Below are 17,748 nucleotides of genomic sequence, written 5' to 3' on the forward strand. Positions count from 1 at the left end.
TCATATATAAAAATAGTTATTGTCGTCCAATGCTAGAGCGGTTTAAATTTAGTTGCGGTTTTTATGACCCATACATCAATTGTATAATTGAGTCTAATTCACATGAAAATGTTAAATGATCGTCAAAGCATTATTGCAAGTTATTTGCTTATGCTGATCTTTTTGTCTGTACTCATCCCACTACATTTACTCGCATCTTTTTTTGCAGGATTTGTTGTTTTTGAAATCATTAACAGTCTAGGCACGGTCACGGAAAAATATATTGATGGTCAACGAGCACGACTGACCATCAGTATTGTACTCGCGATCATTATTATTTCTCTGATTGTATTGAGCATCACCGGTCTTATCAGTTTTGTGCAACATGATTTGCAAGGTGCTGGAATCCATGCCATTAGCGATCAAGTAGATCAAACACTACAAAAACTGCAACTTGAAGTTGCCCAGTATTTCCCAAGTTTTATTCCCTATTCTTTAACTGAATTAAAAGACCAAACCTTTGATCTAATTAAAGATAATTTATCAACTTTAAAAAATACTGGAACTGGTTTTTTACATAACTTAGCCACGATGTTGATCGGGATGATTGTAGGGATATTAGTCTCATTAAATCGCTTACACCCACAACCAGATCAACCTGCATTTAAACGTGCCATGATTACTCGGATTGAGAATCTTTCCAGCTCTTTTAAGAATGTGGTTTTTGCGCAGTTTAAAATCTCATTGATTAATACTTTCTTATTTTTGCTGTTCTCACACCTACTGCTCCCTGCTTTTGGTGTACAGTTGCCCTTTGCCAATACCTTAGTGATTCTGACATTTATTTTTGGGCTTATTCCAATCGTTGGGAACTTACTCTCCAATACGATTATTGTGATTGCAGGCTTGACCATTTCAGTATCTACAGCCGGTATTGCACTGCTCTATTTGATCTTTATTCATAAACTTGAATATTTTATCAATGCAAAAATTATTGGAACCAAAATCCATGCAGCATCATGGGAAGTATTATTAGCAATGCTGGTTTTTGAATCTCTTTTCGGACTTGCAGGCTTAATTATCGCACCAATTTTCTATGCTTATCTCAAACTTGAACTTAAACAAGCTGAAATGATTTAAACTGATTTTGAATCAATGCAATGATATGTATTGTCTAGTCCTGTAAAAAAGACGCGATTTAGCGTCTTTTTTCTAAGTCATTGTCAACTTTATCCAGTGTCTTACTCCCAAATCACCTCTCGATTTTGTTGAGCCCAATGATCTAAAAAAGGCGCATAGCGACTTTCAATTCTATTACGTTTAATCTTCATGGTGGGTGTCAGTAAATCATTTTCCATGGTCCAAGGCTCGTTGACGATGACAAAAAAACTCAGCTTTTCATGTGGCTCAAGCTCTTCGTTGATTGTCGTCCTTAAAGTTTTTAGCGTATTTTCAATATCATCTTTTTGTCCATTCTGCTTTAAATGAAGCCTTATATCCTCTGCCAACATGATAAAAGCAACAGGCTGTGGTTGGCTCGAGCCACCCACACATACAGATTCAATTAATGCATTGTTACCCAATTTTTGTTCAGTCGGAACAGGCATCACATATTTGCCTTTTGAAGTTTTAAAAATGTCTTTTATACGCCCTGTAATTTTTAGCCGCCCTTCTGAATCAATTTCGCCCAAATCACCAGTCCGTAAAAAACCATCTGCTGTCATATCTTCTGCGGTCTTTTCTGGATTTTTATAATACCCCAACATGGTTCCAGGGCTTTTTACTAAAATTTCGCCATTTTCATCAATTTTACATTCTACTTTTGGCTGTACATGCCCAACATAACCCGCAGCAAACTGTCCTACTTGCGTGACATGCGAATAACCACAGTTTTCAGTCATTCCATAGACTTCAAGCAGTTCTAAGCCCAAGTTTCTGTACCACAGTAAGATATCAATTGGTAAAGGTGCAGCAGCCGTAAAAGCATAGCGCACGTGATTTAATCCCAATTTAGTCAATAATTTCTTTTTGGCAAAATGACCCAATATAGGAATTTTGAACAAAACTTTTTGTATCTGTGGAGGAATTTTTTCATTAATGCCTAAATAAAACTTTGTCCAAAGTCGAGGAACTGAAAAGAATAAAGTCGGTTTAGCACGATTTAAATCTTCTATAAACGTTTCTAGCGAATTTGCAAAATAAACAGTGAATCCACACACCATCATCGAGGTTTCTATAAAAATACGTTCTGCCACATGTGCTAGTGGTAAATAAGACAATACCCGGTCATTTTCATTGACTTGATAGATCGTTTTAAGTTCACGTGCACCTGTCAAAATTGTACCAAAGCTTTGCATGACTCCCTTGGGCGCACCTGTACTTCCCGAAGTATAAACGATGGTTGCCAATGTATTTTTATCTGGCAAAGCTGGATCTTGCAGCGGTTCAATCGTCTGAACAATCTCATTCCATGTAGGCGCTGTATCATATTCTGGAGATAAATTTAAAGTAATACAGGGTAAATCTTTTGGAATGATATGTTTGACTTCATTCCAACTGTCTGCTTTGCCATCAAGCTTCCCAATAAACAGCAATTTTGTTTCGCTATGGTTAAGTACATAGGTCGCGCCGTCAGCATTCAATGTTGGATAAAGGGGGACAGAAACATAGCCAGCCATCCAAATTGCTAAATCTGCCATGATCCAATTTGCACTATTCTTTCCATAAATTGCAATCGTACTTTGTTTAGGTAGCCCTAAGGATTGTAAGTAGGCCGCCATTCGTCGAACCTGTGATGCGACTTCAGACCATGTATAAGACACCACCTCCCCATTGGCAAGCGGTTGAACGAATGCCTGTTTTTGCGGCAGATGTTTTTCCCAATGAAGTAAATAATGCACATGAGTATCATGAAACTCAACAAAATCCTTGTTTTCCATATCGTTTCTTCCATTTATTGTAAATTTTTATCTCTGGTAGAGGCTTTCAGTTTTAAACTTGGTTTTTGAATATGCAACAAAATATTGGATGAAAAAAATTACAGGGTTATCGTAAACTTCAATCCATATTCGATCCTTGAAACAGAAAGCACTTTATTTAAATAGCATAAAATGAATTGAGATGTATATATAAATTCGCTAATTATTCACGGTTGATACTGGCTCAATGATAGCCCCTTACTCAAATATGATATCTCACTGATAAAATATCAGGTGCTACAATTAAGCTAGAGCATTGTGTTTTAATTTTGGGTCATAATGACTAAACAGAAAAGGGGCTCAATAAAATTTCCTCTTTTTTATAACAAATGTGTTACTGTTTATTAATTGAATGATTTCAAGGTGTAAATTATAGAATCCTAAAAAATAATAACCATTTTAATGTATGATATATTTTGAGGTTATCCCTTATATCTCTCTCAACCATTTATTTGTTATTTATATTTTTTAGTAAATCTATCAGTAAGCCCAATAAACCAACATACTGGGCAACCACGTAATAATAAAATTGCTCCAATTAATAAGGCTATACCAACAATGGGATGAACAGTTGTAAAAAATAGCATTCCTATCAGAAATATAGCACCAATTCCCCTAGCAAAATGTAAGATTAACGAAGAGTTGTCAAACATATTTGTTTTCCTTTAATAAAATTTATTTTCTTTCTAAGCATGGGTTTGAAATTCTTGCCGAATCATTGCCCGTGCCCGATGGAGTCTAGTTTTTACAGCATCTATCGTTATACTCAATTTTTCAGCAACTTCAGGGGCTGAAAACTCTTCAATATCACGCAAAATAAGAACCTCACGATATATATGTGGAAGTGAAATAATTAAATTCGTTAAATCAATTTGAAGATCAAGATCATTAGAAGAAGAAACTATCTGCTCAAAATGAGACTCATCATATGGATGTAGAGGTAATTTTTTTCTAAATAAACGATAACATTCACGCTCTACAATACGAAATAGCCAACTTGAAAAAGTGACTATTGTTTTTAATGTGCCGATTTTATTATAGAGTTGCCATAATGCAATCTGTACAGCATCTTCAACATCTTCACTGGTTGAACATGTTCGCCTTGCAAACCGCTTGATATCTGGTTGGCATACTGTTAATAACTTTGATAATGCCTCTTTATCACCAGCACAAGCGGCTTGAATAAGTTGTTCTGTTTCTTGCCTCATATGCCTATTCACTTATAGATTTTCGTCCAAACATTGCACATGCAGGGCAAAAGCCCAAAAAAGCTGTGCTAGCAAGTATCGCCGCAATACTAAACCCTAAAATTTGTAAAATTCTTACATCTAGAAAATAACTAGTTGCACCTCCAACTAAAATAGATAAACATAAGCGAACTATACGTTCCCAAACTGGTAAGTTCCGTTTAAAATAAAACATAAACAACGCCTTTTTTGAGTAAGTTGATATTTATAAAGAGGGATGAAAAATACAAAAGGATTCATTTTTTAGTCAAATCATTTTATCTAATGAATTAAATACTCTATTACAATGATTAAATATAATTATTTTACAAATACTTAATTAAAAAAAGCTTCTATTAGCTAGGTCAAAAATAATTTAAATTACCAATAAAAAAAGAAAATCACTCTAGGGAGATATGTATCATCTATATGAAATGAATAAAATGTCTATGTTCATTTCAATTATTTTCCAATGTTAAAAAAGCCCCCGAAGGAGCTTTAAAAAAAATCAGAAATTGAATTAAGGTTTAACCACAACCAATACTTGAATTGCCTCTGGTGTTACGGACAAGCCATCCAATAAACCTAAACCTTCTTGCTGAAATTTCTGTAAACGTTGAATTTCATCCGCACGAATACTTGGATTAAATTGTTTTAAATAGCTCAAACGGTCAATTTCATATTGCCATTTGCTGCCATAGATCTCTTTCGCCTGTTCTTTAAGTTGTGGTAAAGCACCTTTTGCAATATCAAGTGCTTGAGCATAACGCGCTTCGATTACTTCTCGACGCGCTTTGACCACTTGACGGCAACTGTTACTATCTAGATGATGCAAATACGGCTTAATGATTTCTGGATCAAGTTTGGCTGTAATGTCCTGACCTGTTTCAGTCAATAAAACACGAATCAACTGCGTTGGTAAACTTGATGGAAGATTTAACGCTTTTGGAGCAATCACATCCACCTTAAACCAAACTTCTAACAAGATTGTCCCTTGTTTAAGTGCATTGGTTTTAAGAATCGCAACATTGGTACTACCGAAAGATTGAGTACGGATGATTTCCATCACACTTTCTGTAAAAGGATGTTCAAGTGTTAAATATTGTGCATCTTCACGAATCTGTGCCTGATCACGATAGAAAGTTGCAGTCATACCCTCTTCATCAATCTCCAAACCTTGCACTTGCATTTGGTCTGTAGGCTTAATGATCACTGTACCGTTACTTTGCTCATCAAAATCAATATTGGTGGATGCCATAAAACGTTTCATGAACATTGGCAATAAAGTGTTGTCATCATAATCTTCTAGAGCAGTGACAATTTCCTGCGCTACGATCGGACGACATGAATTGTACTCTAACAGACGGTCACGGCCATCCTGTAATTCCGCTTCAAGCGCCTGACGCTGCACATTGACCGCTTCAAGCAAGTCTTCAAAAACCTGCCCTTGATCTGCCAGTAAACACGCTTTTAAATCGACAATAAAGTTTTCTTGCAGTGTTTGCGCCGTTGGTGAAATATTACTGAAAATATTGAGTGCTTCATTATACCAACGGAACATACGCTCTTGCGCCGTGCCGACAAGATAAGGTACATGAATCTGAATACGGTTTTCTTGACCAATACGATCCAAACGACCGATACGTTGCTCTAACACATCAGGATTTGCAGGTAAGTCGAAAAGTACCAAATCAGAAGCAAACTGGAAGTTACGTCCTTCTGAACCAATCTCAGAACAGAGTAAAATCTGTGCACCATAAGAGTCTTCAGCAAAGTAAGCCGCGGCTTGGTCACGTTCCAATAAGCTCATGCCTTCATGGAACATTGCCGTACGAATACCTGCATGTATACGTAAAGCATTTTCAAGCGCCTCAACAACTGGACCACTACGTGCAATCAACAAAACTTTTTTATGCTTTAAATCTGAACGCAAACGTTCCATGAGCCATGTCACACGTGGATCTGTTTCCATCCAAGCGCCATCAAGCTGTCCCTCTTCTGGCCACATTTGCTCACGTAATTTACCATCTTTAGACCAGTTTTCTGGAGCAGGTAGAGCTGCAGGCTGGCAATCACGCCCCGGGAAACCTTGAATCGCTTCTCGTGTATTACGGAATAAGATACGACCTGTACCATGACGATCTAAAAGCTCATGAATCGCACGGAAACGGTGTTCTGGTTGATCTTCAATTGGATGACCCAATAGTTTTTCAACTGCTGCCAAATGTTCAGCTTCAAGTGGTAAATCTGACATCAATACTTCAGCGATTTTTGCAGTATGATGATATTGTTCTTCTTCATCCAAAAAGCGATCAAGTGAACTGAAACGTTGTGGATCAAGTAGGCGTAAACGCGCAAAATGGCTTTCTACACCCAACTGCTCAGGTGTTGCAGTCAGAAGCAACACACCTTCTGTTTTTTCAGCAAGTTCTTCAACCAGATCGTAACGATCGTTGCCACCCTCTTCTTCGCTCCACATCAAATGATGTGCTTCATCGACAACAAGCAAATCAAACCCTGCTTCAATTGCCTGTTCACGCAAGTCATCATGATCAATCATCAAATCTACAGAGGCAATAATACATTGCTCCGTCAGGAATGGATTCAGCTCTGGATCGTGTTCTTTGATCGAAGCTGTGCGGGTCAAATCAAACAATGAGAAATTTAAATTGAAACGGCGACGCATTTCAATCATCCACTGATATTGCAGTGAATCCGGTACCAGAATCAAAATACGTTCAGAACGACCTGTTTTAAGCTGTTGGTGGATGATCAAACCTGCTTCAATGGTTTTCCCCAGACCCACTTCATCAGCCAGTAACACTCGAGGTGCAAAACGTTTACCGACTTCATGCGCGATATAAAGTTGGTGTGGAATCAATCCAACCCGTGCACCAACCAAGCCACGTAGAGGTGAGGTTTGCATATTGGCTTGCATCTGCATTGCCTCAATACGCAAGTCATACCATTCCTTATAATCAATCTGGCTTGCCAATAAACGTTCTAAAGGCTTTGACAGCTGAATTTGCGCACCAATACGCGTTTCATTCAATGCCTTTTTCTCTTGTTCACCATTGTCCAAGGTACGAATAACGTTATAACGAATCACGCCATTACGGTCATCAAAGGATTCGACAATCCATTTAATCCCTTCTTGATCCTGAACTTCATCATTGACATTGAAAACAATACGAGATAGAGGTGCATTATTACGTGCATAGACACGAGTTTCGTCACTTTTCGGGAAAAGAATACTGATTGAACGTTCATCGACATCAATCAAAACACCTAAACCTAACTCAGTTTCTGTGTCCGATAACCAACGTTGACCTATAGCAAATTGTTGCAATTTTTCCACCTTTATCTCATGTTAGGGCTGAAACATGGTTGCTCAAATCAGGAGAATATTTGAACAAAGTTTACACCCATTACGCAATACTTTTTGACATAAAGCTCATTAAATTTTGAGCGACTTAATTTCAACTTAAAAATTTTGACTAAAACGGAACTGGACAATCAAATTGTACAAGCTCCTCTGTTTTAGGATGATGAAAACTGAGTTGTTGTGCATGTAAACATAGCCTAGGCATAAGCTGCTGCTGTGCTACAGTTGCATATAAAGTATCACCAATAATGGGATGACCTAAATATTGCATATGTACACGTAACTGATGTGACCGTCCTGTAATCGGTGTCAATTCAACACGGGTTACAGCCTGTTCTTGAATGTAAAAATGTTCGATTGCTTTCCAGTGTGTTAAAGCTGGCTTGTTATGTGCCGGATCTACAATATGTAACGGCGGATGTTCCGGATCATATACCACTGGCACATCAACTGTACCCTCACCTTCCAAAGTTCCAGCAACAACAGCTTGATAAATCTTAGCGGTCTGGCGCTCTTGAAACTGCCGTGAAATGGTTTTCTGTCCCCATTTACTTAACCCAAAAACCAGAATCCCAGAAGTATCGCGATCTAAACGGTGAATGAGTAAAGTCTTCGCTTCGATTTTTAATAGTCTATTGATGACACAATCTTGTAAATCTGCTGTTTTCCCAGGAACAGTGAGTATGCCTGCTGGCTTATGAATCACCATAAAATCATTATCACGATGTATCAGGTGTTCGGTTAGAAAATTACTCAAAGTTCAGTTCCAATGATCACGCAAACAAGCAGGCAATTCTAAGAATCTTGGACTAAAAATACAATCAAAATTATCTGATTTATTCGATTATTCTAAAGAAAGAATAATAAATCGTACAATTATGCAAAAATCATCTGAAATTATTTCATGTCACCCAACATCAAGATACTTTTTGCCAATCTCTTTGCCTCAAATACACTAAAATCATTAAAAAAATAATTTTTAGCTTATTTTTTGGTAGCTTAAAATCTTAACACTCATTTTCTTAAATGCTATAAACAGAAGTATTGATTGGAAAGAGTAAAGTATGAATAAATTCAAGAATAAGTTTACATTGTCAATTTGCCTATTTACAGGATGTGTAATGACAGGTTGTGCAACCTCAACCCTTTTAAATAAAGATAATGGTGTTCGTTCGCATAGTGTCAAACATGTTTTAACTTCGGATAATGTGGTCGCCTTTGGTAAACCCGCTTCAGGTTTTGCAGATTTACCTGCTGACAGCATCGTCATTGCTGGGCAAAAAAATAATTATGTGTTAACCCAGGGTGGGACACGATTTGCCAAAGTCATTACAGGACTTGACCCCAAACTGATCCAAATTGATAAAGAACTGACATTTTATTCAGCAAAGAATGATGGTGAGTTTGCAGGAACACTTCCGTTGCGTTACATCAAACTTTCTGAAGATGTGACCAAGCAGGACCGTGAGTTTTTTATTGAAAATGGGGCTGAAGAATGTACAACCTCCAGTGACCAACGACTAAAAGCGCAACGTTTCTGTTTTAATATCGCATTATCAGGCCGTATTTATCCACCTGCGTCAAACATTGCATCCCTAAAAGCGTTAAGCAAACCCTATCAAGTCAGTATTTATACAACTGAACAGGTAACAGATTACTCAAAAGCAGGAGGTAAAACAGCAGATAAATTGGTGCTTTTCCCATTTGCGGTTGCTTTTGATGTCGTCACTTTACCCTTCCAAGCCATTCATAAAATTTTTGATTGAATGTCATTATAAACGATGAAATTGATCCTGTTCTTGTAAGTGATAGGTCTGATAAAACACTAAATTTTCGTTCTCATTGAAAATTTAGTGTTTTATGGCTGGCAAAATTCTATAAGAATCCCACCAAAAATTGAACTTTGCACATGGCAATCCAGACTCCCCTATTTAATATATTTTTTCAAATAGTGACTGGATCAAATAAATTCATTTAACACTTGAGCTTCGAGTTAACTCCAATCTTAGAATCACATTTAACTCAATCAACAAAGAGGTTGTTTTATGCAGATTCTATATAACAAAGGCTACCTGCTATTAGGCATAATTTTTATTTTATTGGTGCTATTCATCACGACTTCCATCATGCCCACCAGACATGTTCGTATAGAAAGCAGGATCTTCATCAATAAGCCCATTGAACAGGTATGGGCACAATTCAAATGTGTCGATGCTTATTCACAATGGAATACTTTATTCGATATAGAAAAATTTCCAACACAAGTTGGGCAACAGATCAATGTTGATTTATACGATGAGAATGGAAAAGTAAAAATTCAAATGCAACCCGTTGTGCTCAGCTTAGAGAATTATCATCTTGAATGGGAGGGAAAATTGTATGTCAATGGATTGTTTAATGGTCGTCATCAATTCATTTTTCAGTCATTGGATGAGAATACAACTGAACTTATTCAAGCTGAAGATTTCAAAGGGCTGCTTATTCCATTTTTAAATCGAGCGGTCATTCAACCAACATTACTCAATTTCAGAAAAATGAATGTGTCATTTAAAACATATGTTGAAACGTATAACTTAGATTCAAATCCATGTTTAGATACTATTGATGAGAAAAAATAAAATGAATATTAGTCAATTTTCGAAAAAGCATGGCGTATCTCCGGATACGCTACGCTTCTATGAAGAATTAAAAATACTTGTCCCAGATCGATTGAAAAATGGTTATAGAAACTATCAAGAGCATCATGAACAGCAGATCAAATATATTATTGCGCTAAAAAGCATTGGTTTTAGCTTAATAGAAATCAAACATATCCTTGAGTTAAGTCAACAGCCAGCATCTGAAAACTGCAATATACTTTCCAACCAACTCATTGATGAAAAACAAGCTTTGATTCACCAACAAATACAATTGCTCGAATATGGAAAAAACACCTTGGATCATCTCAAACAATATATCAAGGAGAATACCTTTATTCAAAACCAACCCAAAATTGAACAAATGATTGAAAACTTATATCAGTTGACTAAACAGGCGAAAGTTCAAAAACATCTGCATGTAAATAATATTGAGCCAAGCATAAAAATCAAATAGTCGGCACAGAGATGGACTGTATTTATAGGGTCAACCATCCAGATTGGATGATGAACTCGACAGGTCAACAACAGTTAAGCACTGCATTTTATTGATAAGTTTGATTCGATTTATTTGCAACAATTGATTACAGCACTTTGGATCGTTACCTTTTTAAAACTTAAATCGTTTTTTATCCATTAAAGATAAATATTTGTTTAAATGTGGATTAAAACAATAAATAAAACTGCAGCCATAATAAAACGAACACAAAATCCGTTTAAAATTGGATATATTTCATTCAAACCTTAGCCAATTGGTAAAAGATTAAACAAATTCACAAAGAACCTGTTGTAAAAAACAACAGATTCTTTATAATTCACTCAAACAGACAAGTCTGTCTATTTAGCTGAAATAAAACCGAATGACATGTGCATTCAGAGGGTAAAAGAAATAAATATAAGAAGACGCTTAAGCATCTCATCATCTTAACGTTGATTGTGATTGCAATAAGCGTTAAGTACATAAGAAACTTATCAGCAAAGCGCGATAGCATAACGTTATCGCGCTTTTTTATTTTAAAATTATGCAGTAAAGCATCAGCTTAAAACTAGCATATGCTTCAATTCAACATAAATTGTCATGTGAATATTCAATATCAAGAAACGGCTGCCAGTTCCATTTGGATCAAGGTTTCTACTCTTTTCCAGTAATCATCTAAACACACTTGCTTTGGATCAATCTGAGCTTGAATCGTCATTCCATCAAGAATACTCGACAAAAAGCCTGCCATTTGCACAGCCTGTTGAACTCCTAACTGTCGTAAAGCATGGCTGAGATGTCCTTTTAACCATTCCTTGTAATCAATAGCAGGCTGAAGTGATGATGGGTATATTTTTGAAATTTCTTCAACCGCTTTTTGGAACATACAGCCATTAAAATCTTCAGTATGGAACCAAGCGTTATACCAAACGAAAATTGCTTTGATGTGTGACAGATAATCATCGGGATGACACTTGGCTATTGCTGCATCCAATGAATGCTGCAAATTGTGATTTCTCGTCACCAAACACTCTTCAATCAATTTAGCTTTAGATGGAAAATACTTATAAAAAGTCATTTTTGCAACGCCAGACTCGCTAATAATCCGGTCTATACCGATAGAATTATAACTATAAGAATTAAAGAGATTCAGCGCTGTATTAATGATGTCCTCTTTTTTTGACATTTATTTTTACCTGACGTATAAAAATTTAAGATTAAAATTAAGGCATTAGCTTGAAAAAACAGCACATAAATACGCATTACTTCACGATACGCCTAGAATTATATCTTAAATTCACAACAACATAGAATTATTGAAAAAAAACGATGTAAGAGCAAATGCAAGTGCATGAAATATAAAATATTAAACTTGATTAAATACTAGCAAATTAATTTATTTTTGACTATGATAAAAACGGTAAAATTAAAATTTTAATGCAGCATATGAACACATTCTCTTTTACGCAATCAGAACATACTCGTCTTGAGTTGCTGCAGTTCATCCAAAATTCCTTAAAACCCGAAATATGGCAACAAAATACGCAAGCTGTCAATCATCTCAAGCAACTGACGCAACACCATTCTCTATTTAAACATCCAATACTCGACCAACTTCACCAGTGCCAATTTAGTCTGGATCAATTAAAGTTTATCCATATCAATTATTTTACTGCGATCGTTAAAAATTTTACCGATGCCTTGAGCATGGTCATCTATCAAGCGCACAAGCTGGAACAAAACTCAAATATTCTTGAAGAAAATAGAATTGCATCAAAAATCTATGCACGTTACTTGCTGTCACTCAATTTAATTGATGAATTAGGTTTCAATACCCATCAACTTGAACAAAGTTCAGCTGCCAAATCCCATCTGGTGTATTTCTTGAAATTAATGCAACAGTTAGGTCTAGACCCCCTGAATCAGAGTGAAACTCAAATCGAGGCATATGCACTGACAGAGTATATACAAAAAAATATGGATTCTTATGCTGAGCTTCTCCTGATTTTGGCATGTACAGAACTGCAGGTGATCAAATTTAGTGAAGCATTGCGCAACAATATGGCAATTTACAACAGCATCTATATTGAGGGCTACTATGCATGTCATGGTCTAGCTGATCAGGATGCTTCAACACTTGCCAATGATGACAATCATCAAGATGATATTTGGACACTGCTTGCGCAATGCTATTCGCCGGAGAATCAGCAACATCTACTGCAAGTTCAGTCTGAATATTTGGTTTTATGGAATAATTTCTGGAGCAAAATGAAAGTTTGTACTGCAACCATTTAATTTTTTGCTTTTCCATCAGCCAATTTTACCTGGCATCACGCTCAGATTTTGCGACATGCTGAAATGAAAGCCAGCGATAAACAAGAGTAAGCAGATTATCTTCCTTGAAATACATCCCTAAAACGATATCAGGCTTTACTAGAAAAGGATCTGTTACCGGTATTTGCTGAGCATTTCTCAGTCGATGTTCACATAGCGTACTCCCCTAAATTGAAACGTGAATCATACACATCTTCTATTTGATCCAAGTTTCTCATTCAGGATAGCCTTTCCGTCCATATTCAAGCCGATGTTTTTATACTTTCCTACTTTTCAATTTAACGTGATTCTAGAGCTTGTTGTGTGGAAGTACTTTGTTTGCGTTCTTGACTTGCTTTTTTAATCACCTGATATCCCCCCGTTAACCCTAAAGTTGCCATAATCACTGCAACAATCAAATCTGGAAACATACTTCCCGTACCAAACACACCGATTGCAGCAAAAATTACCGCGATATTGCCGATTGCATCATTTCGACTACACAACCAAACAGATCGCATATTCGAATCCCCCTCTCTGAATGCATAAAGTAGGACTGCTGAAATTACATTGGCAATAAGTGCAAGTATGCCAATAGCTCCCATTGTAATGGCTTCGGGTGGAATTCCCTGTATATATGCATAAATAGTTTTAGCAATCACCACAAGTCCAAAAATTGCCATGACTGCGCCTTTAAACAATGCAACCGTTGCACGCCAGTACAAACTTGCCCCTAAAACCGCCAAGGAAACAGCATAATTGACAGCATCACCAAAGAAATCGAGTGAATCTGCCCAGAGTGCTGAAGAATGTGCATAAGCACCACCAAGCAACTCGACAAAAAACATCGCAAGATTGATAAATAAAGCAATCCACAATGCCGTTCTAAACTTGCTGTTGTTTTTTTGTGGTGCTGGTTCATGACTGCATGTACACGCCATGACACATCTCCTTAATAAAATATCAGTCGTTGATCCGTCTTTGTTCCAGCAACCTCATCACCTTTTTAATGCAATTGGAAGCGTTATAGACAATAATCAAATTAAGTTATACTGCTATTTAAAACTATGGAGTAAGTCCTAAGTCAAGTAAAATTGAGGAACCATCATGCAGCGATATTTAATCAGTGATCTTGCCAAAAAAACTCAGCTTTCGACTGATACCGTACGTTTTTACGAAAAAAAACAGCTTATCCAGTCCTGCTATCGCGCAGAAAACAATTATAAATATTATGATGAAGATTGCTTAAAAAGACTGGTATTTATCAAGCGCTGTCGTTCTTTGGATATGACCTTACATGAAATTACCCAACTTCTAGAACAGATTCAGCACCCTGAACAGGATTGTAGAGTGATCGATCAGTTAATTGAAGTACATATTCAACATGTCGAAGCTCGTATTCATGAATTACAAAATTTTAAATCTCAATTGCAATACTTACGTCAATCCTGCTCATCGAATACCACCATTGATCACTGCCAAATCGTCAAAAAGTTGGAAGCCTCCGAATAATCGATTTATTTCTATGATTGCTGAGCCTCTTTATTGAAATACGATTCTATTTAATTTTAATGATAGCCCGACCAATAAGATGACTACTGGAACTTCGACCAAGGGACCAATGATCATTGCGAAGGCAACAGGCGATGCCAATCCAAACGCAACTACCGCGACAGCAAGTGCTAATTCAAAATTGTTGCCTACTGCTGTAAATGAAATTGCTTTTGTTTTTGCATCATTATTCTCCATCCATTTACTCATAAAAAAGCCTAGAAAAAACATCAGTACAAAATAAAGAATCAATGGAATTGCAATTCGCAATACATCTAAAGGAAGACTGATCACCTCAGCACCTTTTAAACTAAATAATTGCTACAAGGGTAAACAGCAATGCCAGTAAACTGATCGGGCTGAGTGCAGGAATAAAAATATTTTCCTACCAAACCAATCCTTTCATTTTGCTCCATATCAAACGAGTGAAAAACCCAAAAGGAATGGAACTCCCAAATAGAGTAAAACAGCATGCATAATCGTCCAGCCCCCCACATCAATGACTTTATCTTCTACACCAAAATATGGAAGTAATACATCAAGAAATAACCAAGCATAACTACTCAAAAAAAGAATCTGAAAAATGCTGTTGAAAGCAACCAAAGCCGCAACGTATTGATTATCACCACCTGCCAAGTTATTCCATACCAATACCATTGCGATAAAGCGCGCCAGTCCAATCAGAATCAACCCAGTCATATATTCAGGATACTGATGTAAAAAAATAATGGCTAAGATAAACATTAAACAAGACGCAACCAACCAGTTTTGCAATAAGGATAAAACCAGTGTTCGCCTGTCTTTAAATACCTGTGGCAGAGTTTTATAGTTTACTTTGGCAAGTGGTGGGTACATCATCAAAATAAGACCAATCGCAATGGGTACATTGACAGAATCTAAACTTAAATGATTTAAATTTGTCGATATCTGCAGGAAAAATATGTTGACAGCAATTCCTAATGCCATAGCCATAAAAATTCATAAAGTCAGATAGCGATCTAAAAAGACAATCCTGAAGTCCGCTGAGGGAAATGCATCATAATTTACTCATAGCAATGATTGATATTGATCAGATCTGAAGGCTTTTTTATCGGATTGTGATTTTCCAGTGCAATCATATTTAATATTTTGCTCGCCTACTCTGGAAGTTCAAGATTCAATCGATAATACACCCATTGTCCATTTCGTTGGTCCAAGACAATGGATAGATTTCTCAACAAAGCCAAATGCCTTGAGATCTTCGGTTGACCTAAGTTTAAAACTTCTGTGATTCGCAATGCTGGAATAGAACCGAAAATCATTGAGTATTTGAATAATCCGCCAAACAAACAACAGTTGATTCAACTCATTCAACAATCAGGTTTATCCATCCAAGATGTGCTAAGTAAAATGTTGAAGTCTACATGGCTTTAAATCTAGGACAACAACAATACAATGAAGTTCAGCTCATTGAACTCATGCTGCAGCATCCCATCTTGATTAATCGTCTATTTCTCGTCACGGAGTTAGGTGTCCGTTTATGCCGCCCTTCTTAAATGGCTTTAGACATATTATCCACCCCTCAATTGCATCTATTTTCTAAAGCTGATGGTGAAATTATTATCAATCGTGCATTAAAAAGAATGAAATAATTTTTTAGACTTGTACGAAATAAACAAAAAATTAAACATAAGCTATTGAATAAATTGTTTTTTAATTAAAAATTAACCTAATAATCCTGAGTGTTTTACTAGGTTGAATCTTATTTTTAAACCCTTACAATAAAACCATATTTTTAGTATGCCTTTAGATTTTTATGCGCATCTCTCACATTACAGAACTTCTCTCTCCAGCAGGTTCACTGAAAAACATGCGTTATGCATTTGCCTATGGTGCTGATGCAGTATATGCAGGTCAACCTCGCTACAGTCTGAGAGTCCGTAATAATGAATTTGATCATGCCAATTTAAAAGTTGGAATTTCCGAAGCACATGCGTTGGGAAAAAAATTTTACGTTGTGGTCAATATCCAGCCACATAATGCTAAATTAAAAAACTTCATTCGTGACCTGACACCTGTCATTGAAATGCAACCTGATGCACTCATCATGTCAGATCCAGGCTTAATCATGATGATTCGAGAGCACTTTCCAGATATGCCGATTCATCTGTCTGTACAAGCAAATGCAGTCAATTGGGCAACTGTGAAGTTTTGGAAAAACATGGGGCTGACTCGTGTGATTTTGTCACGTGAGTTATCAATCGAAGAAATTGAAGAAATTAAGCAGAATGTACCTGATATGGAAATTGAAGTTTTCGTACATGGTGCACTTTGCATGGCTTATTCCGGTCGTTGCTTACTTTCAGGCTATATGAATAAACGTGATGCAAATCAAGGCGCTTGCACCAATGCATGTCGCTGGGAATATAATATTCACGAAGCAACAGAAGATGCATCTGGGGATGTCATTCCAGTCCAGTCACTGGAGACAGCATCAGCATGTTGCAACAATAAAGATGCCAACGAGCAACACGCCATACAACAACACCAATTTGGCGAGCCGGTTTTATTACAACGTCATGAAGAAGACATGTTTGCTGCCGAAGAAGATCAGCATGGCACCTACTTCATGAATTCTAAAGACTTACGTGCAGTACAACATGTAGATCGCTTAACCAAAATGGGCATTCATTCTTTGAAAATTGAAGGACGCACCAAATCTTACTTCTATTGCGCAAGAACAGCGCAAATCTATCGTAAAGCGATTGATGATGCACAATCAGGTAAACCATTTGACTGGGCTTTGATGAAACAACTCGAAGGTTTAGCTAATCGTGGTTATACCGAAGGTTTTTTACGTCGACATGTGCATGCTGAATATCAAAATTATGAAACAGGCTCATCACGTTTTGACCATCAACAATTTGTCGGCGAAGTGCTGGAAAGAAATGATGATTACATCAAAATTGATGTGAAAAATCGTTTTGTGGTCGGGGATTCTCTGGAGCTGATGACAACATCGGGCAATATTAGCTTTAAGCTTCATCAGATATTGGATAAAAAAAGACAGCCTATTATGGATGCAAAAGGATCCGGGCACATTGTCGAAATTCCTATTCCTGCAGATGTTGATATTCAATATGCCTTATTAATTAGAAACTTACCTAACTCAACTGCTGATATTTCAGCGTCATCATTGGCTTACCAGGCAGTATAGGATATT

General features: G+C 36.7%; 15 protein-coding genes and 3 pseudogenes. 8 read left to right on the plus strand and 10 right to left on the minus strand.

The features are described 5' to 3' along the window. Positions 1-102: 102 nt before the first annotated feature. Complete coding sequence (locus tag OSH00_RS10355; RefSeq protein WP_266130366.1) at positions 103-1,119, plus strand: AI-2E family transporter; 1,017 nt, start codon at positions 103-105, stop codon at positions 1,117-1,119. Between the two features lie 101 nt (positions 1,120-1,220). Here OSH00_RS10355 and OSH00_RS10360 read toward each other — a convergent pair whose 3' ends face one another. The 6 genes from OSH00_RS10360 to OSH00_RS10385 all read right to left on the minus strand — a co-directional run bounded on the left by OSH00_RS10360 (position 1,221) and on the right by OSH00_RS10385 (position 8,325). Further along, on the minus strand, positions 1,221-2,918 hold the full coding sequence (locus OSH00_RS10360; RefSeq protein WP_266130367.1) for an AMP-binding protein: 1,698 nt from the start codon (positions 2,916-2,918) through the stop codon (positions 1,221-1,223). Between the two features lie 494 nt (positions 2,919-3,412). Next, positions 3,413-3,610 (minus strand): hypothetical protein, encoded by a 198-nt coding sequence (locus OSH00_RS10365; RefSeq protein WP_266130368.1) that lies wholly within the window; start codon positions 3,608-3,610, stop codon positions 3,413-3,415. A gap of 33 nt (positions 3,611-3,643) precedes the next feature. Next, the gene (locus tag OSH00_RS10370; RefSeq protein WP_266130369.1) at positions 3,644-4,165 is read right to left on the minus strand and encodes an RNA polymerase sigma factor; all 522 of its coding nucleotides are present in this window, start codon (positions 4,163-4,165) and stop codon (positions 3,644-3,646) included. Positions 4,166-4,169: 4 nt separating this feature from the next. Further along, entirely contained in the window at positions 4,170-4,379 is a 210-nt protein-coding gene (locus OSH00_RS10375; RefSeq protein WP_266130370.1) for a YgaP family membrane protein, read from the minus strand. Between the two features lie 324 nt (positions 4,380-4,703). Continuing rightward, positions 4,704-7,541, minus strand: coding sequence for an RNA polymerase-associated protein RapA (gene rapA / locus OSH00_RS10380; RefSeq protein WP_266130371.1), 2,838 nt, complete (start codon positions 7,539-7,541; stop codon positions 4,704-4,706). A gap of 139 nt (positions 7,542-7,680) precedes the next feature. Beyond that, the gene (locus OSH00_RS10385; RefSeq protein ID WP_266130372.1) at positions 7,681-8,325 is read right to left on the minus strand and encodes an RluA family pseudouridine synthase; all 645 of its coding nucleotides are present in this window, start codon (positions 8,323-8,325) and stop codon (positions 7,681-7,683) included. A gap of 307 nt (positions 8,326-8,632) precedes the next feature. Here OSH00_RS10385 and OSH00_RS10390 point away from each other — a divergent pair, with 307 nt between their 5' ends. From OSH00_RS10390 to OSH00_RS10400, 3 genes are all read left to right on the plus strand, one after another. After that, a complete protein-coding gene (locus tag OSH00_RS10390; protein ID WP_266130373.1) occupies positions 8,633-9,334 on the plus strand; it encodes a YidX family protein in 702 nt (233 codons plus the stop codon). Positions 9,335-9,613: 279 nt separating this feature from the next. Next, on the plus strand, positions 9,614-10,186 hold the full coding sequence (locus OSH00_RS10395) for an SRPBCC domain-containing protein (RefSeq protein ID WP_338150159.1): 573 nt from the start codon (positions 9,614-9,616) through the stop codon (positions 10,184-10,186). Position 10,187: 1 nt separating this feature from the next. Beyond that, the gene (locus OSH00_RS10400; RefSeq protein WP_266130375.1) at positions 10,188-10,661 is read left to right on the plus strand and encodes a MerR family transcriptional regulator; all 474 of its coding nucleotides are present in this window, start codon (positions 10,188-10,190) and stop codon (positions 10,659-10,661) included. 637 nt (positions 10,662-11,298) lie between these two features. Here OSH00_RS10400 and OSH00_RS10405 read toward each other — a convergent pair. Further along, complete coding sequence (locus tag OSH00_RS10405; RefSeq protein WP_266130376.1) at positions 11,299-11,868, minus strand: TetR/AcrR family transcriptional regulator; 570 nt, start codon at positions 11,866-11,868, stop codon at positions 11,299-11,301. A 260-nt stretch (positions 11,869-12,128) separates the two neighbouring features. Here OSH00_RS10405 and OSH00_RS10410 point away from each other — a divergent pair, with 260 nt between their 5' ends. Beyond that, positions 12,129-12,977, plus strand: a complete 849-nt coding sequence (locus OSH00_RS10410; RefSeq protein ID WP_266130377.1) for a hypothetical protein — start codon at positions 12,129-12,131, stop codon at positions 12,975-12,977. Positions 12,978-13,294: 317 nt separating this feature from the next. On the opposite strand, the gene OSH00_RS10415 is transcribed toward OSH00_RS10410, so the two are convergent. After that, positions 13,295-13,936 (minus strand): cation efflux transmembrane domain-containing protein, encoded by a 642-nt coding sequence (locus OSH00_RS10415; protein WP_266130378.1) that lies wholly within the window; start codon positions 13,934-13,936, stop codon positions 13,295-13,297. A gap of 166 nt (positions 13,937-14,102) precedes the next feature. Between OSH00_RS10415 and OSH00_RS10420 the strand changes: the two genes are divergently transcribed. After that, positions 14,103-14,507, plus strand: coding sequence for a MerR family DNA-binding protein (locus OSH00_RS10420; RefSeq protein WP_266130379.1), 405 nt, complete (start codon positions 14,103-14,105; stop codon positions 14,505-14,507). Between the two features lie 30 nt (positions 14,508-14,537). Here the strand turns inward: OSH00_RS10420 and arsB are convergent. Further along, positions 14,538-15,518: pseudogene (gene arsB, locus OSH00_RS10425) on the minus strand (ACR3 family arsenite efflux transporter). A 167-nt stretch (positions 15,519-15,685) separates the two neighbouring features. Then, positions 15,686-15,874: pseudogene (locus OSH00_RS20565) on the minus strand (transcriptional regulator); the annotation flags it as partial. Here OSH00_RS20565 and OSH00_RS10435 point away from each other — a divergent pair. Together OSH00_RS10435 and trhP are read left to right on the plus strand one after the other, a co-directional pair. Next, positions 15,813-16,177, plus strand: a pseudogene (locus OSH00_RS10435) (ArsC/Spx/MgsR family protein). The pseudogenes OSH00_RS20565 and OSH00_RS10435 overlap by 62 nt on opposite strands. Before the next feature lie 164 nt (positions 16,178-16,341). Beyond that, positions 16,342-17,742 (plus strand): prephenate-dependent tRNA uridine(34) hydroxylase TrhP, encoded by a 1,401-nt coding sequence (gene trhP / locus OSH00_RS10440; protein ID WP_266130380.1) that lies wholly within the window; start codon positions 16,342-16,344, stop codon positions 17,740-17,742. Positions 17,743-17,748: the final 6 nt, after the last annotated feature.

Source organism: Acinetobacter nematophilus (assembly GCF_026344175.1).
GTDB lineage: Bacteria > Pseudomonadota > Gammaproteobacteria > Pseudomonadales > Moraxellaceae > Acinetobacter > Acinetobacter nematophilus.

Excerpts from the sequence above, each read along its gene's own strand:
- OSH00_RS10400 (WP_266130375.1), top strand. The coding sequence starts at position 10,188 with ATGAATATTAGTCAATTTTCGAAAAAGCATGGCGTATCTCCGGATACG.
- OSH00_RS10375 (WP_266130370.1), bottom strand. The coding sequence starts at position 4,379 with ATGTTTTATTTTAAACGGAACTTACCAGTTTGGGAACGTATAGTTCGC.
- OSH00_RS10405 (WP_266130376.1), bottom strand. The coding sequence starts at position 11,868 with ATGTCAAAAAAAGAGGACATCATTAATACAGCGCTGAATCTCTTTAAT.
- trhP (WP_266130380.1), top strand. The coding sequence starts at position 16,342 with ATGCGCATCTCTCACATTACAGAACTTCTCTCTCCAGCAGGTTCACTG.
- OSH00_RS10395 (WP_338150159.1), top strand. The coding sequence starts at position 9,614 with ATGCAGATTCTATATAACAAAGGCTACCTGCTATTAGGCATAATTTTT.
- OSH00_RS10420 (WP_266130379.1), top strand. The coding sequence starts at position 14,103 with ATGCAGCGATATTTAATCAGTGATCTTGCCAAAAAAACTCAGCTTTCG.
- OSH00_RS10360 (WP_266130367.1), bottom strand. The coding sequence starts at position 2,918 with ATGGAAAACAAGGATTTTGTTGAGTTTCATGATACTCATGTGCATTAT.
- OSH00_RS10355 (WP_266130366.1), top strand. The coding sequence starts at position 103 with ATGAAAATGTTAAATGATCGTCAAAGCATTATTGCAAGTTATTTGCTT.
- OSH00_RS10365 (WP_266130368.1), bottom strand. The coding sequence starts at position 3,610 with ATGTTTGACAACTCTTCGTTAATCTTACATTTTGCTAGGGGAATTGGT.
- OSH00_RS10370 (WP_266130369.1), bottom strand. The coding sequence starts at position 4,165 with ATGAGGCAAGAAACAGAACAACTTATTCAAGCCGCTTGTGCTGGTGAT.
- OSH00_RS10415 (WP_266130378.1), bottom strand. The coding sequence starts at position 13,936 with ATGGCGTGTACATGCAGTCATGAACCAGCACCACAAAAAAACAACAGC.
- OSH00_RS10410 (WP_266130377.1), top strand. The coding sequence starts at position 12,129 with ATGAACACATTCTCTTTTACGCAATCAGAACATACTCGTCTTGAGTTG.
- OSH00_RS10390 (WP_266130373.1), top strand. The coding sequence starts at position 8,633 with ATGAATAAATTCAAGAATAAGTTTACATTGTCAATTTGCCTATTTACA.